Annotated in this window: 14 protein-coding genes; 8 read left to right on the top strand and 6 right to left on the bottom strand. The window is 75.5% G+C overall.

The window, feature by feature from the left end; translation table 11 throughout:
* Positions 1–180: 180 nt before the first annotated feature.
* The 5 genes from ACIPAE_RS17060 to ACIPAE_RS17040 all read right to left on the bottom strand — a co-directional run bounded on the left by ACIPAE_RS17060 (position 181) and on the right by ACIPAE_RS17040 (position 5,995).
* Positions 181–1,152: a PRC and DUF2382 domain-containing protein gene (locus ACIPAE_RS17060; protein ID WP_366410066.1), complete on the bottom strand. Its 972-nt coding sequence runs from the start codon at positions 1,150–1,152 to the stop codon at positions 181–183.
* Positions 1,153–1,435: 283 nt separating this feature from the next.
* On the bottom strand, positions 1,436–1,891 hold the full coding sequence (locus tag ACIPAE_RS17055) for an Lrp/AsnC family transcriptional regulator (RefSeq protein ID WP_328461431.1): 456 nt from the start codon (positions 1,889–1,891) through the stop codon (positions 1,436–1,438).
* 85 nt (positions 1,892–1,976) lie between these two features.
* On the bottom strand, positions 1,977–3,416 hold the full coding sequence (locus ACIPAE_RS17050) for a GuaB1 family IMP dehydrogenase-related protein (protein WP_329371689.1): 1,440 nt from the start codon (positions 3,414–3,416) through the stop codon (positions 1,977–1,979).
* Between the two features lie 213 nt (positions 3,417–3,629).
* Entirely contained in the window at positions 3,630–4,865 is a 1,236-nt protein-coding gene (locus ACIPAE_RS17045; protein ID WP_402445813.1) for an amidase family protein, read from the bottom strand.
* The gene (locus ACIPAE_RS17040; protein WP_402445810.1) at positions 4,862–5,995 is read right to left on the bottom strand and encodes an acetamidase/formamidase family protein; all 1,134 of its coding nucleotides are present in this window, start codon (positions 5,993–5,995) and stop codon (positions 4,862–4,864) included. The genes ACIPAE_RS17045 and ACIPAE_RS17040 overlap by 4 nt, the downstream gene beginning before the upstream one ends.
* A 70-nt stretch (positions 5,996–6,065) precedes the next feature.
* Here ACIPAE_RS17040 and ACIPAE_RS17035 point away from each other — a divergent pair, with 70 nt between their 5' ends.
* The 7 genes from ACIPAE_RS17035 (at position 6,066) to ACIPAE_RS17005 (ending at position 13,215) form a co-directional block, all read left to right on the top strand.
* Complete coding sequence (locus tag ACIPAE_RS17035) at positions 6,066–6,728, top strand: GntR family transcriptional regulator (protein ID WP_329371684.1); 663 nt, start codon at positions 6,066–6,068, stop codon at positions 6,726–6,728.
* Positions 6,729–6,925: 197 nt separating this feature from the next.
* Positions 6,926–8,197, top strand: coding sequence for an amidohydrolase family protein (locus ACIPAE_RS17030; protein ID WP_402445806.1), 1,272 nt, complete (start codon positions 6,926–6,928; stop codon positions 8,195–8,197).
* Positions 8,198–8,391: 194 nt separating this feature from the next.
* Entirely contained in the window at positions 8,392–8,961 is a 570-nt protein-coding gene (locus ACIPAE_RS17025; protein ID WP_402445805.1) for a DUF1097 domain-containing protein, read from the top strand.
* Position 8,962: 1 nt separating this feature from the next.
* Positions 8,963–9,502, top strand: a complete 540-nt coding sequence (gene hpxZ / locus ACIPAE_RS17020; RefSeq protein WP_402445802.1) for an oxalurate catabolism protein HpxZ — start codon at positions 8,963–8,965, stop codon at positions 9,500–9,502.
* Entirely contained in the window at positions 9,499–10,980 is a 1,482-nt protein-coding gene (locus ACIPAE_RS17015; protein WP_402445800.1) for a cytosine permease, read from the top strand. Before hpxZ ends, ACIPAE_RS17015 begins: the two co-directional genes overlap by 4 nt.
* The gene (locus ACIPAE_RS17010) at positions 10,977–12,509 is read left to right on the top strand and encodes an amidase (protein ID WP_402445797.1); all 1,533 of its coding nucleotides are present in this window, start codon (positions 10,977–10,979) and stop codon (positions 12,507–12,509) included. The genes ACIPAE_RS17015 and ACIPAE_RS17010 overlap by 4 nt, the downstream gene beginning before the upstream one ends.
* 91 nt (positions 12,510–12,600) lie before the next feature.
* The gene (locus ACIPAE_RS17005) at positions 12,601–13,215 is read left to right on the top strand and encodes a DoxX family protein (protein WP_402445794.1); all 615 of its coding nucleotides are present in this window, start codon (positions 12,601–12,603) and stop codon (positions 13,213–13,215) included.
* A gap of 88 nt (positions 13,216–13,303) precedes the next feature.
* On the opposite strand, the gene ACIPAE_RS17000 is transcribed toward ACIPAE_RS17005, so the two are convergent.
* Positions 13,304–13,489, bottom strand: a complete 186-nt coding sequence (locus ACIPAE_RS17000) for a hypothetical protein (RefSeq protein WP_328461453.1) — start codon at positions 13,487–13,489, stop codon at positions 13,304–13,306.
* A 179-nt stretch (positions 13,490–13,668) separates the two neighbouring features.
* Between ACIPAE_RS17000 and ACIPAE_RS16995 the strand changes: the two genes are divergently transcribed.
* A complete protein-coding gene (locus ACIPAE_RS16995; RefSeq protein WP_402445790.1) occupies positions 13,669–13,998 on the top strand; it encodes a barstar family protein in 330 nt (109 codons plus the stop codon).
* Positions 13,999–14,204 lie beyond the last annotated feature (206 nt).

Raw genomic sequence — 14,204 nt, 5'->3', positions numbered from 1 at the left:
TCAACCGGTCCCCTCCAGGACGCTACGTGCCCTCCCGCGGGAGCGACAAGACGCGAACATTGCGCCTGTGGCCCCGATCCGTTGCGTCCTGAGGCGCGAAAACGGCGATCCGTTGCGCGACGCGGGCGCCCACCCCCGGTTCGGGGGGTGGGCGCCCGGACTTGACGCGAGGGGCGGCTGTCAGGTCAGGCCCTCCTCGTCGGTGGACTTGGTGGCGCGTTCGGTGCCGGGCTCGCCGCTCATCTCGGACTCGATCCGCTCCTTGCGGACCCTGCCGTGCACCTTGCGCTGCTCGGTGTGCTCCTCGACGCGCATCCGCACGCGCTCCTTCGGCACGACCTCGGTCTCGACCACGGCCTTGTCCTCGTGGAGGGTGACGACCCGCTCGGCCTCGCTGATGTCGCCGGCGCGGGCGTCGCGGTCCGCCTCGGTGATCGGCATCCGTTCGAGCCGGACCTCCTCGTGGGCGATCGGTACGGTCTGCTCGACCTCCTCGACGTCGACGTACTTGTGCAGCCGTGCCCGGCCGCTCGTCTGGCGCTCGACCCTGACGTGCATCTCCTCTTCGGAGCGGGTCATCGCCTCGTCGGTGTCCATGGCCCGCGCGTCCCCGGAGCCGAGCCGCTCGGCCGCTCCGGTGGGGCCGGCCGCGTAGGCGGCGGTGCCGGTGCCCGCCTCGCTGCCGGACATCTCCGTGTCGGTGGCCTTCGCGGTCGCGGCGCCCGAGTCCGCCGTGTCACCGCGTGCCTGCCGGCCCCGGCCCGCGGCACCGGCCGCCCCTGCCATGCCACCGGCCGCCGCGGCCTTCTCCCCGGTGTCGCCCGAGCCGCCCCGCGTCTCCAGGCCGTAGTAGCGGTACAGGTGCCGCTCCTCCTCCGCGGACAGGTGGCCACCGGAGTCCACGTCCACGTTGGGCGCGCCCTTGACCTTGTCCTTCTCGTACGGCACCTCGACGTGGTCCTGCACGATCTTCGCGGCGCGGGTCGGCACGAACGTCTCGTTGTTGCCGAAGAAGCCGGTTTTGACCGTCACCCATTCCGGAAGGCCGGTGGCGTCGTCCAGGTACATGTGCTTGGCATCGCCGATCTTCTTCCCCTGAGTGTCATGGACGGGATGGCCCACGACTTGGGGAATCTGCTCGCGCGTGATCATGTCGCCTCCTCGGGCTGCCGGGGCCGTTTTCCCGGCCTCACTTCACCGCGTTACCCCATTGGGACGGGCAAAACATATCCACTCATCCCAATAGGGACATTCCGGGGCGGGATTCGGGCGCCGCGCGGGCTCTCGCGAAGGGCTCGGAGCGCTCGGAATCCCGGGGACCCGGGGCCGGGAAGGGGCCCGCGGCCCAGGAGCGGCCCGGGGTTCGGAAGGGGTCTGCGGCCCAGGAGCGGCCCGGGGTTCGGAAGGGGTCTGCGGCCCAGGAGGGACCTGCGGCTCAGGAAGGGCCCGCGGCACCGTAGCGGCGCAGCAGCGGCGAGAGCACCAGCACGGAGCGGGTCCGGCTGACGAACGGCTCCCCCGCGATCCGCTCCAGCACCTGCTCGAAGTGGCGCACATCGGCGGCGAACACCTGCACCACCGCGTCCGCGTCGCCCGTCACGGTCGACGCGGACGCCACCTCCGGATAGCGCGCCAGGCCGCGCCGGATGTCCGCGGGCGACGTGTTGTGCCGGCAGTACAGCTCCACCAGCGCCTCGGTCTGCCAGCCGAGCGCCGCGGGGTCCACCCGTACGGTGAACCCCGTGATCGCGCCCGCCGCCAGCAGCCGGTCCACCCGCCGTTTCACCGCGGGTGCCGACAGCCCCACCTCGGAGCCGATGTCCGCGTAGGAGCGGCGCGCGTCGGCGGCCAGGGCGTGCACGATCCGTTCGTCGATCTCATTGAGCGCCACAGCGGGAGTGTGCCACGGCGCCCCCTGTCCCCCGGGCCGCCGGGTCCGGTCGGCGGCGGCACCGGCACCCCTGCGACCAGCGGCGCTACGACCAGCTGGCGTAGAGCGGCTTGCCCTCGGCGTACCCCGCGGCGCTCTGCACCCCGACGACGGCGCGCTCGGCGAACTCCTCCAGCGAGGCCGCGCCCGCGTACGTGCAGGAGCTGCGCACGCCCGCCACGATCGAGTCGATCAGGTCCTCCACCCCGGGCCGGGCCGGGTCGAGGAACATCCGCGACGTGGAGATGCCCTCCTCGAACAGCGCCTTGCGCGCCCGGTCGTACGCCGACTCGTCGCTGGTCCTGTTGCGCACCGCGCGGGCGGAGGCCATGCCGAACGACTCCTTGTACAGCCGGCCGTCGGCCGCCTGCTGGAGGTCCCCGGGGGACTCGTGGGTCCCGGCGAACCAGGAGCCGATCATCACGTTGGACGCGCCGGCCGCGAGCGCCATGGCGACGTCGCGCGGGTGCCGCACGCCCCCGTCGGCCCACACGTGCTTGCCGAGCCGCCGCGCCTCGGCCGCGCACTCCAGCACCGCCGAGAACTGCGGCCGCCCCACCCCGGTCATCATGCGGGTGGTGCACATGGCGCCGGGCCCGACGCCGACCTTGACGATGTCCGCGCCGGCCTCGATCAGGTCGCGCACGCCGTCCGCCGCGACCACGTTGCCGGCCACGATCGGCACCCGGGGGTCGAGGGCGCGCACCGCGCGCACCGTGGCGAGCATCGACTCCTGGTGGCCGTGCGCGGTGTCGACCACGAGCGTGTCGACGCCCGCGTCCAGGAGCTGCTTCGCCTTGCCGGCCACGTCGCCGTTGATACCGACCGCGGCGGCTATCCGCAGCCGGCCGTCGGCGTCCACGGCCGGCTGGTAGAGGGTGGCGCGCAGCGCGCCGGTGCGGGAGAGGATGCCGGCCAGCCGCCCGTCGGCGTCGACGGCCGGGGCGATCCGGCGGTGCGCGTTGTCCAGGCGGTGGAAGGCGTCCCGGGGGTCGAGGTCCGCGTCGAGGACCAGCAGGTCCCGGGACATCACCTCGGACAGCTGGGTGAAGCGGTCCACGCCGGTGAGGTCGGCCTCGGTGACGACGCCGACCGGGCGGCCGTCCTCCACCACGACGCCGGCGCCGTGCGCGCGCTTGGGCAGCAGCGAGAGCGCGTCGGCGACGGTCTGCGACGGCGCCAGGGTGATCGGCGTGTCGAGCACGAGATGGCGCTGCTTGACCCAGCCGATGACCTCGGTGACCACGTCGATCGGGATGTCCTGCGGGATGACGGTCAGGCCGCCGCGGCGGGCGACCGTCTCGGCCATCCGGCGGCCGGCGATCGCGGTCATGTTCGACACGACCAGCGGGATCGTGGTGCCGGTGCCGTCGGGCGCGCGCAGGTCCACCGCCTGGCGGGAGCCCACGGCGCTGCGGCCGGGCACCATGAACACATCGTCGTACGTCAGGTCGTACGGGGGCTGGACATCGTTGAGGAAACGCATACCGACTCTCTCACCTGCGGGTTCAACTGGGGCGGGCGGGGAGTCAGCACGGGCCGGGGACTGGCCCGGCTGCGGCTCCTCGGCCCATCATCCCCGAAATCCGCTGGTCGCGGGACCCGGCGGAGGTGCCTTCGTCGGTTTGCCCGATTCCCCGCGGTCGCGTTTTGTGGCTTTCTCCGAAGACCTCCCGGGGGCGCCAGGAGTTCCCCCGCCTCACCCGGCGCTCCCGGACCGCCGGAGGGCCGGCGCCGTGCGAAGCAGGCACTCGTCGGCGCCGGGCGCGCCCAGCAGGCACAGGCCGACGGGAAGGCCGCCGACCCGGGCGACGGGGAGGGTGAGGGCCGGCAGACCGCCCAGCCCGGCCACGCAGGTCAGGGCGAGCAGGGCGGCACGGTCGCCCGAGGCGGGGACGGAGGTGCCATAGGGCGGGGCGGGGGTGGGGGTCGCGGGAATCGCCAGGATCGCGCCGTCGAGGCGGTGCTGCAGCCAGGAGGCCAGCCGGGCCACGGTGGCGCGGGCCGCTGCCTCGGCCTCCGGGGTCACGCGCTCGGCCCGGGCCAGCCGCTCGGCGACGTGGGGTCCGAAGACGGGCCGGGCGCGGCGCACCCACGGGCCGTGCGCGCGCCACACCTCCGCCGCCTGGACCAGGGTGAAGGCGTCCCGGGCGTCCGCGTGGGCGCACGGGGCACCGTCCGAGAACAGCGGCGCCGCGTCCAGCGGGACGCCGAGCGCCCGTCCGAGGCGGTCCGCGCGGGGGCGCAGCGCGGCGCGGACACCGTCGGCGGCACACCCCCACAGGTCGGCGGGGACCAGGACGCGCCGCACCGGCCGGTCCTCGCGCGGGGTGCCGGCGAGGAGCGCCGCGGCGGCCTCGGTGAGCAGCGGCAGGGTCCGGGTGAGCAGCGCCGGGGTGTCGAACGACGGCGCCAGGGACGCGATGCCCCGCCGGTCGGCGCGCGCGTGGGTGGGGCGCAGCCCGTACAGGCCGCAGTACGAGGCGGGCACCCGGATCGAGCCCGCCGTGTCGGTGCCGAGCCCGACGTCGGCGAGGCCGCCGGCGACGGCCGCCGCGGTGCCGCTGGAGCTGCCTCCGGTCAGCCGGCCCGGTGCGGCGGGGTTGGCGGGGGTGCCGTAGTGGGCGTTGGTGCCGCCGAGGCTGTAGGCGAGTTCGTCGGTGTGGGTCTTTCCGGCGTACCGGGCGCCCGCGGACAGCAGGCGCGCGACGGCGGCGGCGTGCGCGGGGGCCGGCGCCGCGGCGGCGAGCAGCAGCGGGTGGCCGCTGCCGGTGGGCGCGCCCTGGACGTCGATGACGTCCTTGACCGCGAGCCGTGCCCCGGCGAGCGCGACCGGTCCGTCCTGGTCGGCGGTGCCGGCGGCGGGGGCCTCGGCCGGGGCGGTGTCCGCCGGGAGCCAGGGCACGAACGGGTCGATCAGCGGTACGGGCGTCATGCGGGTATCGTCCCCGCGCCGGGGCCGGACGGCCCGGTGAGCAGGGGCGCCAGATCGGCCTTCGGCAGGCAGATGTGGACGCCCTTCACGTCGTCCACGACCTGCGAGATCCGCACGTCGACCGCGGCGCTGAGGTAGGCCAGCGCGACCGGGGCGGGCAGCGCGCACCGCTCGGCGAGATACCCGAGCGCGGCGCGGGTCGCCTTGCGGACCGCCTCGTCCAGGTCGGTGTCCAGGCCGGTGACGAGGTGGTGCCCGGCGGTCTCGGCGTACGGCCCGGCCAGGCGCGCGGCCAGCCGGCGGGTGGCCGGGTCGGAGTGCAGGACGAGCCGTACGGTCGCGCGCAGCGGTGCCTCGAAGGCGGTGAGGGCGACCTCGCCGTCGCCCTGGGAGAAGTGCGGGTCGCCCGCGTAGAACAGCGCGTCGGGTACCTGCACGGGCAGGAACAGCCGGGCGCCCTCGGTGAGCAGGCGGATGTCCAGGTTGCCGCCGTGCGGGCCCGGCGGCACGGAGTGCACGGGCCGCTCGGTCGCGGCGGCGACGCCCATGATGCCGAGGAACGGCGCGAGGGGGAACCGCACGGCGCGGCCGTCGCCGACCGGGAGCCGGCCCAGGCCGTCGTCGTCCACGTGCGCGACGAGGCTGACGGTCGGCACCGGCGCGCCCTCGGGGTGGCCGGGCAGCGGCGCCGGGTACTCGCCGGGCAGCGCGCCCCGGCCGTGCCGGTTGCTGATCACGCCGTACGCGGTGCGGCGCCGCAGCCGCAGCACCTCCACCTCCAGGACGTCGCCGGGCCGGGCGCCGGCGACGGCCACCGGGCCGGTGACCACGTGCGGGCCGCGCCGGGCCGGGTCGAACGGCCGCGCGGTGGCGGCGAGTTCGGCCGCGTCCCGCAGGACCCGGCCGGCCGGGATGCCCGCGGCGGCGAAGAAGGCGGCCGGGTCCGCGCCCTGGTCCGGGAGGATGCCCTCGTGGCTGACGGTGTCCAGGCACAGCGCGGTGCCCGGCGCGACGGTCAGGACGGGGCGGCTCGCGGCGTTCGGCAACAGGCCCCAGCAGGTCGACTTCCGGTCCGCGGCGAGATACACCGAGCCGTCGGTCCCGCCCTCGTACGGCTGAAGTACGCTCATGGCCGGGGACCTTTGCATACAACTGTTACACGTCGGTTAACGCAGCGACGGAGACGGGAGAGGCGGCCGGATGACCGAGCGGAGTGCGGTGCGGCGGCGCGACACCACGCAGACGGTGTGCGCGGCGATCAGGGCCGACGTCGTCGGCCACGTGTTCGCGCCCGGCGAGCGGTTGACCGAGGAGGGGCTGGCGACGCGCTACCGGGTCTCGCGCATCCCGGTCCGGGAGGCGCTGCGCACCCTGGAGTCGGAGGGCTTCGTCCACTCGCGGCCGTACGCGGGCACCTTCGTGGCGGAGTTGAGCGAGGCCGAGGCGGAGGACCTGCTCGGGATAAGGCTGTTGATGGAGCCCTTCGGCGCGGAGCGGGCGGCGCTGCGCCGCACACCCGTACAACTCGCCACCCTGGAACTGCTGATCGCCGAGGCACGTGAGGCGCTGGCGGCCGGATCGGCGGTCGGGCCAGCCGGACTGGCCGCCCTCAACACCCGCTTCCACCAGGTGCTCGCGGAGGCGTCGGGGAGCCCGACGCTCGCCGCTCTCGTGGCGCAGCTCGGCTACAAGATCTCGTGGGTGTATTCACTCGGACTTCCGCGGCGGGCGGCGGAGTCCTGGGACGAGCACGAGGGCATCGTCCGGGCGCTGCGCGACCGCGAACCCGAGCAGGCCCGGGAGCGGGTCGCCGAGCACATCCGGAAGGCGCAGGCGGCGTACCGCCTGCGGCGGCGCTCCTGATCCTCCCCGCGTCCCGGACCGGCGCGGCCCGCCCGGGCCGATCACGTCCACCCGGCGCTGCCGCGACCGCGCGCGCCGGGTGGAGAGGACACGGAAACACGGCCGTCATCAAAGTGCGCCGAACCGTGTAATCAGCCATTTGTATACACCTTCCAGGAGCCCGAATCCGCTGCCGCGGAACCCGGAAGGAGCGTCCCGTGTTCGACCTCGTACTGCGTCGCGCGAAGATCGCCGAAAGAGAAGACCTCGTGGACATCGCGGTCACGGGCGGCCTGATCGCGGCGGTGGGCGCGATACCCGCGGACGCCGCCGCGGCGGAGACGGTCGACTGCGACGGTCTCGTGGTGCTGCCCGGCCTGATCGAAGCCCATCTGCACCTGGACAAGGCCCTGCTGGACCGGGACCGCCCCAACCTGGCGGGCACCCTCGCCGGCGCGATCGAGGTCACCGGCGCGCTGAAGCGGGACTTCACCCCGCAGTCGGTACGCGCCCGCGCCGAGCGGGTGCTGCGGTGGGCGGTGGCGAACGGCACCACGCTGATCCGGGCGCACCCCGACGTGGACCCGCTGGCGGGCCTGACCGGCCTGGACGTGATGCTCGAACTGCGCGAGTCGCACCGGCACCTGGTGGACCTCCAGGTCGTGGCGTTCCCCCAGGAGGGCATCGAACGGGCCCCGGGTACGTACGCGTTGCTGCGCGAGTCGCTGCTGCGCGGGGCGGACGTGGTGGGCGGCTGCGCGTACAACGAGGGCGACCTCGACGCGTGCCGACGGCACATCGACACCGTGTTCGCGCTGGCCGCCGAGTTCCGGGTGCCGGCCGACCTGCACGCCGACTTCGCCGACGACGCGGGCGACGCCCGCTTCGCGCTGGCCGAGGCCGTCGCCGACGCGACCGAGCAGCACGGCATGGCCGGCCGGGTGACGCTCGGCCACGTCACCTCGCTCGCCGGCCGGCCGCCGGCCGAGCGCGCCCGGGTGATCGCCCGCCTCGCCGAGGCCGGCGTCGCGGTGGTCGCGCTGCCCGCCACCGACCTGCACCTGGGCGGCCGCACCGACCCCCAGGCCGTACGCCGAGGCGTCACCCCGGTCCGCGAACTGCTCGACGCGGGCGTGCTGACCGGCTTCTCCTCGAACAACATCCGCAACGCCTTCACCCCGTTCGGCAACGCCGACCTGCTCGACATCGGCCTGCTGCTGGCGCAGACCTGTCACATGGGCAGCCCCGCCGACACCGAGCGCATCCTGCGGATGGCCACCACCGACGCCGCCCGGATCACCGGCACCGACGCGGACTACGGGCTGCGGCCCGGCGCCCGCGCCGACCTCGTGGTGCTCGGCACCCGGCGCCGCGAGGACGCCCTCACCGACCGCCCGGACCGGCGCTACGTCGTCAAGCGGGGCCGGATCGTGGCCCGCACCACCCGTACCAGCGAAGTCCTCGACGCGCGGGTGCCGCAGGCCGTCTGACCTCCCGTCCGACCGTCCCTCCGCCCCTTCCGCCCTTCCGCCCCTCGGTCCCTCCCCCTCCGCGCGCTCTCCGCCCGCCGCGCGCCCGCGCCGCCGCCCGGTGGCTCGCCTCGCTCGCGCCGGGACCCCACCGCACCACGTTCCACCGCACCGCAGCCCTCCTCACCCCGACCGCATCCCGCCAGGAGCCCGCCATGCGCGAACGCGTCCCGCACGAGATCGCCGCCTCCGTCCTCGCCGCCACCACCGCCTTCGTCGGCGGCACCGCCCTGAACCTGCCGCCATGGGCGATCTTCGTCTCCTGGGCCGGGCTGCACCTGATGGGCCCCCTCAGCCTGGCCAACGCCGCACGACTGTGGGCCGCGATGCCGGTGGGCTCGGCGTTCGCGCTCGCCATCGTGCTGGCCGACCAGCACCTCGGGCCGCACGTGAGCAGCGGCCGCTGGGCCCAGGACGCGCTGCTCGCCGCGATCATCCTGGTGCTCAACACGGCCCTGATGTACGCCGGCCGGCTCCGGGCGACCTCGCTGGTGCCGGGGATGTTCCTCGGCTTCGCCTCCTACTTCGCCACGTTCTTCGGCGGCTTCGGCTACCACGCGGGAAGCGTCTGGGCGGCCTGGGTGAGCGTGGTGGCCATGAACGCGCTCGGCCCGGTCTACGCCTACCTCGCCGGCCGGCTCACCTTCGCCCGCGCCGAGCCGGCCGACACCGCGACCGCGGCACACCCCGCGCCCGCCGGCCCGTCCCCCGTACGGGCCCGCTGACATGGCCGCCGACGTGCCCGCCCACCCCCCGGGTGCGCGGATCAACCACCCGGACGTCGTCGCCGAGGTGACCGCGCTCGCGGACGCGTACGAAGCCGCGCTGACCGGCAACGACATCCCGGTCCTCGACGCGCTGTTCTGGGACGGCCCGCACACGGTGCGGCTCGGCGCGACGGAGGAGCTCTTCGGCGCCGAGGAGATCGCGGCCTTCCGCCGTGGCCGCCCCGCCGCCGGGCTGGATCGGACCCGCACCCGCATCGAAGTCACCACCTTCGGCACCGACTTCGCGGTCACCACGACCGTGTTCGTACGCGCCGGAGTCCCGGGGGTGGGCCGGCAGTCCCAGACCTGGGTGCGGCTCCCCGAGGGCTGGCGGGTCGTGGCCGCCCACGTCTCCCAGCGCCCCGGCGCCGCGACCGACCGGCCCGCGCCCGTATCCCCGCACCCGCGGCCGCCCGTACCCGTCCCACCGTCCCGCGCGCAGCCGCCGCGGGTGTATGCACCGGACCATCCGACCGACGAACAGGGGACCCGACCGTGACCGGACCCGATCGCCCCGCCGCCGGCACGGGGGCGGAGTACGAGCACACCGCCGTGCCACCGGGCGCCCGCAAGAGCCTGCTGTCGGTCGCCGGTGTCTGGGGCGGCTTCCCGATGTGCCTGGGCAACGCCGTCTTCGGCGGCCTGATCGTGTACAACCTCGGCCTGCGCGAGGGGTTCTGGGCCATCCTCGCCGGCAACCTCGCCCTGCTCGGATACGTCGGCGTGCTCAGCCACCACGCCGGCCGCACCGGCCGCAGCTTCGCGATGCAGGCGGCCGACGCGTTCGGCCCGCGCGGCAGGCTGCTGGTCACCGGCCTGCTCGCGACCGTGGTGATCGGCTGGTTCTCCTACCAGGTGGGGCTGACCGGCACCACGCTCCAGCAGGTGCTCGGCTGGACCCCGGTGTGGGGCGCCCTGCTCGGCGCGGTGGTCTACATCGCCCTCACCGTCACCGGCATCCGCGCGCTGTCGCTGGTCGGCCTCGTCGCGGTGCCGCTCTTCCTGCTCACCGCCGGACTGGCGTTCTGGTACGCGGCCCGCGGAGGCGCCACCGCGAGCGGCGCCCTGTCGTACCGCGGCCACGACCACGGCATCACCTTCTGGTCGGCGGTGGGGATCGTGGTGGCGGGGTTCGCGGACTCCGGCACCATGACCGCCGACTTCACCCGGTGGAGCCGTGACGGCCGCTCGGCCGTGTACGCGACCGCGGCGGCCTTCCCGTTCGGCAACACCGTGGCCTACCTGGTGGGCGGCGCGGTGGTCGCCACGGGCGGTGCCGCGCACCCGGCCACCGACGGCGGCTCCTTCCTCGGGCTGCTGGACGGGCACGGCGGCTGGATCACCGCGCTCGCGGTGCTGTTCACCCTGGCCAACCTGGGCTCGGTCGCCGCGCACTGCCTCTACAACGCGGCGGTGGGCTGGTCAGGGCTGACCCCGCTGCGGATGCGCCCGCTGGCGGTCCTGCTGGGCGCGGCCGGCGCCGCGCTGGCGCTCACCGGCGTGTGGACGTCGATCGTGAGCTGGCTGCAACTCCTGGGCATCCTGGTGCCGCCCATCGGCGCGGTGCTGATCGTCCACCAGTTCCTGGGGCGCCGGGCGGAGAACGGGGAGGCCGCGGGCTCCGCCACCACGGCGCCCGGAGCCGACACCGGAGCCGACACCGCGGCCGGCACCGGAGCCGTCACCGGAGCCGTCACCGCGGCCGGTGGTCCCGGCCTCTCCGCGGCCCAGGCCGGTGGCGTGCCGGCCCGCCGGGACCACGGGCTGCGGTGGCCCGCGACGGCGAGTTGGGCGGCCGGTTCGGGCGCCGCCTGGCTGCTGCACCACCTGGAGCCCGGCTCGCTCGACGCCCTGCTGGGCTTCTGCGTCGCCGCGTGCGCCTTCGGCGGCCACCACCTGGTGACGGCCCGGGTCCGTCCGCACGCACCGGGCGGGCCTGCCGCCGCCGCGGTCGCCGCCGGGGCGGCGCGGCGGTGACGCCCGCCGAGCGCGACGCGCTGTGCTTCCTGCCCGCCACGGAGGTGGCCGCCGCCGTGGCGGCCCGGCGGTTGTCGCCGGTCGAGGTGGTGGACGCCGTGCTGGAGCGGATCGAGGCGGTGGACCCGGAGTTGGGGGCGTTCTGCACGCCGGTGCCCGACCGGGCCAGGGCGGAGGCGGCGGATCTCGCGGACCGCCTCGCCCGCGGGGAGGCGGCCGGCCCGCTGGCGGGCGTGCCGCTGGGGGTGAAGGACCTGATCGCGACGGCCGGCATCCGCACCACCTCGGGCTCGCCCGCCTACCGCGACCACGTGCCCGACCAGGACGACATCGTGGTGGAGCGGGTGAGGGGCGCGGGCGGGGTGGTACTCGGGAAGACGAACACGACCGAGTTCGGCTACAGCCCGGCAGGGCACAACCCGCTCTTCCCGCCCACGCGCAACCCCTGGGCCCCGTCCCTCACCCCGGGCGGCTCCAGCGCGGGCTCGGCCGCCGCGGTGGCCGCCGGGCTCGGTCCGGTGGCACTGGGCAGCGACGGCGGGTGCTCGCTGCGCGTGCCGGCCTCCTTCTGCGAACTGGTCGGCATGAAGCCCTCGATGGGCCGGGTACCGGTCTGGCCCGGCTGTCGCGACGAGCGCTTCCCCGGCATGTCCGGATGGGAGAGCGTCGAGCACCTGGGAGCGCTGACCCGGACCGTCGCCGACACCGCGCTGCTGCTGTCGGTGCTCGCCGGGCCCGATCCGCGCGACCGGCACTCCGTTCCCTGCGGCGACGTGGACTGGCGCGCGGCCGCGCGGGCCGGCGCCGCCGAGGGGTGCGCGGGCCTGCGGGTCGCCTACAGCCCGGACCTGGGCTACCTGCCGGTGGACCCGGAGGTGCGCCGGGTGGTCGGCGAGGCGGTCGGCGCCTTCACGGACCTGGGCTGCGTGGTGGAGGAGGTCGTGCCCGGCTGGGCGGACCCGGCGGAGGCGTTCCAGGCGGTGATCACCGCCGAGACCGACCTGAGCGGGATGCGCGCCCTCGTGGACCGGTACGGCGCCGAGATGTCACCGCACCTCGTCGCCTGGATGACCCGCGCGTGGACGGCGCGGGAGCTGACGGACGCGAACATCGCCCGCAAGGCGCTGGCCAACCGGATGGCCGGGCTGATGTCCCGCTACGACCTGCTGGTCACGCCGACCGCGGCCGTGGCGCCGTTTCCGGTCGGCGTCCAGGGGCCGGAGCGGATCGACGGCCGCGCGGTGGCCGACACGGCGTGGATCGGCTTCAACTACCCCGCGTCGCTGACCGGGCAGCCCGCGGTGAGCCTGCCGGCCGGCCGGACCCGCGACGGCCTTCCGGTCGGCCTCCAGGTGGTCGGCCGCCACCTCGCCGACGGCACCGTCCTGCGGGTCGCCGCGGCGTACGAGGTGGCGCGGCCGTGGGCGCACCGCCGTCCGCGAGCGGGGGACGCCGCCCAAGGGACAGCCGGCCGGAGGGCGGTCGGCCGGAGGGCGGTCGGCCGGGGGGCGGCCGGCCGGAGGGCGTGAACCCGGCGCGCCGGTGGGCGCGCCGTCAGCGGTGGCGACCGCGATCGGCCCCGCCAGGAGTGGGCCGGGCGACTCGGGGCAGGTGGGCGTCATGGCCGTACTGAGGAGATTCGCCCGCCCGCTGCTCGCCACCACGTTCGTCGGCGGCGGCTTCGCCACTCTGCGCGAGTCGGCGGCAGCCGCCCCGGCCGGGCCGTCCATCCCGCACGACCGGTCCGACCCGCACGACCCAAACGACCCGCAGGGCGCTCCGGCGCCCGACGACGGGCTCTCGCCGGCCGACCGGCTCCGGCGGATCGCCCAGGACCCGCGGCAGGTCGCCCTGGTCACCGGCTCGGTACGGCTCGGCGCGGGCGTGCTGCTCGCCCTGGGCCGCTTCCCGCGCGTGTCGGCGGCCGCGCTCGCGGCGACGCTCGTGCCGCGCGTGCTCACCGGGCAGCCGTACTGGCGACTTGAGGACCCGCGGGAGCGCGCCCGCGAGCGGGCCCGCTTCTACCAGGACGTCTCGCTGCTCGGCGGTCTGCTGCTGGCCGCGGCCGACACGCACGGCAAGCCGTCGCTGGCCTACCGCACCCGCCATGCCGCCTCCGACGCGGGCGACTCCCTGCACCACGCAGTCGAGAGCGTCACCGACGGTGTGAAGGACCTCGCCGACGAGGTGAAGGAGTTCGCCGTCGACGTCCGCGACCGCCTGCCCGGGGCCTGACCCGGATCTGGGTGCCCCCGCTCCCCTTGGACCGGGGGCGGGCCGCTGAGCCGTCGCCGCTCAGCCGTCGCCGCTCAGCCGTCGCCGCTCAGCTGTCGCCGCCCCGGCGCTTGCCCGCCCACACCGCGAGCGCGACAACGGCCACGATGACCAGCAGCACTACGAAGACCGTCGACAGGCCCCCCGAGCCCCCGCCGCTGCCGCTGCCGCTGCCGTAGCTGTGGTGATGGTGGTAGCTGTGGCCGTGTACGCGTGTCAGTCCCCCGAGATGCATGGCGTCGATCGTAGAGGGCGCGGCGCGGCGGACGGTCGCCTTCCGGTCACAGGCGTGCCACAGGAAGATGCGCGCCGCCGCGCCGCTCCTGCGGTCCGGCCGCCGCCGTATCGGGGGACACGGCGCGGCGCACCCGCGATCACCAGGGACTTCGCGCCGGGCTGTGGCAGCATCGGCGCATGCTCGTGCTCGATCTGGCCGGAGTGGGCGACCGGCAGGAGTTCATGGACCGGGTCTCCGCCGACCTGCGGTTGCCCGACTGGTTCGGGCGCAACTGGGACGCGCTCTCGGACTGCCTCACCGATCTGTCCTGGTGGCCGGTCGAGCCCGGCGGCCGGCGGCTGCACGTGCGCAACTGGCAGGGTTTCGCCGCGGAACTCCCGCGGGAGTGGCGGATCGTCAAGGACATCCTCCGGGACGCCGAACTCTTCTGGCGCCACACCGACAGCGAACTGGCCGTCATCGTGGAAGGCGAGGACCCCGCCGACACCGCGGCTTCGGGTGGCTAGCGGACCCTCTGGGGTGGTGCGGCCTCTTCCCCGGAAGAAGGGTGCGCCCTGAAGGGGCGCGTGGGGGTACTCCCCCTGGCTCCGCCGGGGGCGCCCCCACCCGGGCGAAGCTCCGGGAGAACCGCGCGAGCAGCCCGCCACCGGCGGGTGATCCCGCAACCGACGGAACCACGCACCCCGGCGGGTCACGCCACTGGCCACCCCTC

Source organism: Streptomyces sp. NPDC087270 (assembly GCF_044744625.1).
Classification (GTDB): Bacteria; Actinomycetota; Actinomycetes; order Streptomycetales; family Streptomycetaceae; genus Actinacidiphila.
The sequence above is the reverse complement of the archived record's forward strand: the minus strand, read 5'-3'. Positions and strand labels throughout refer to the sequence as shown.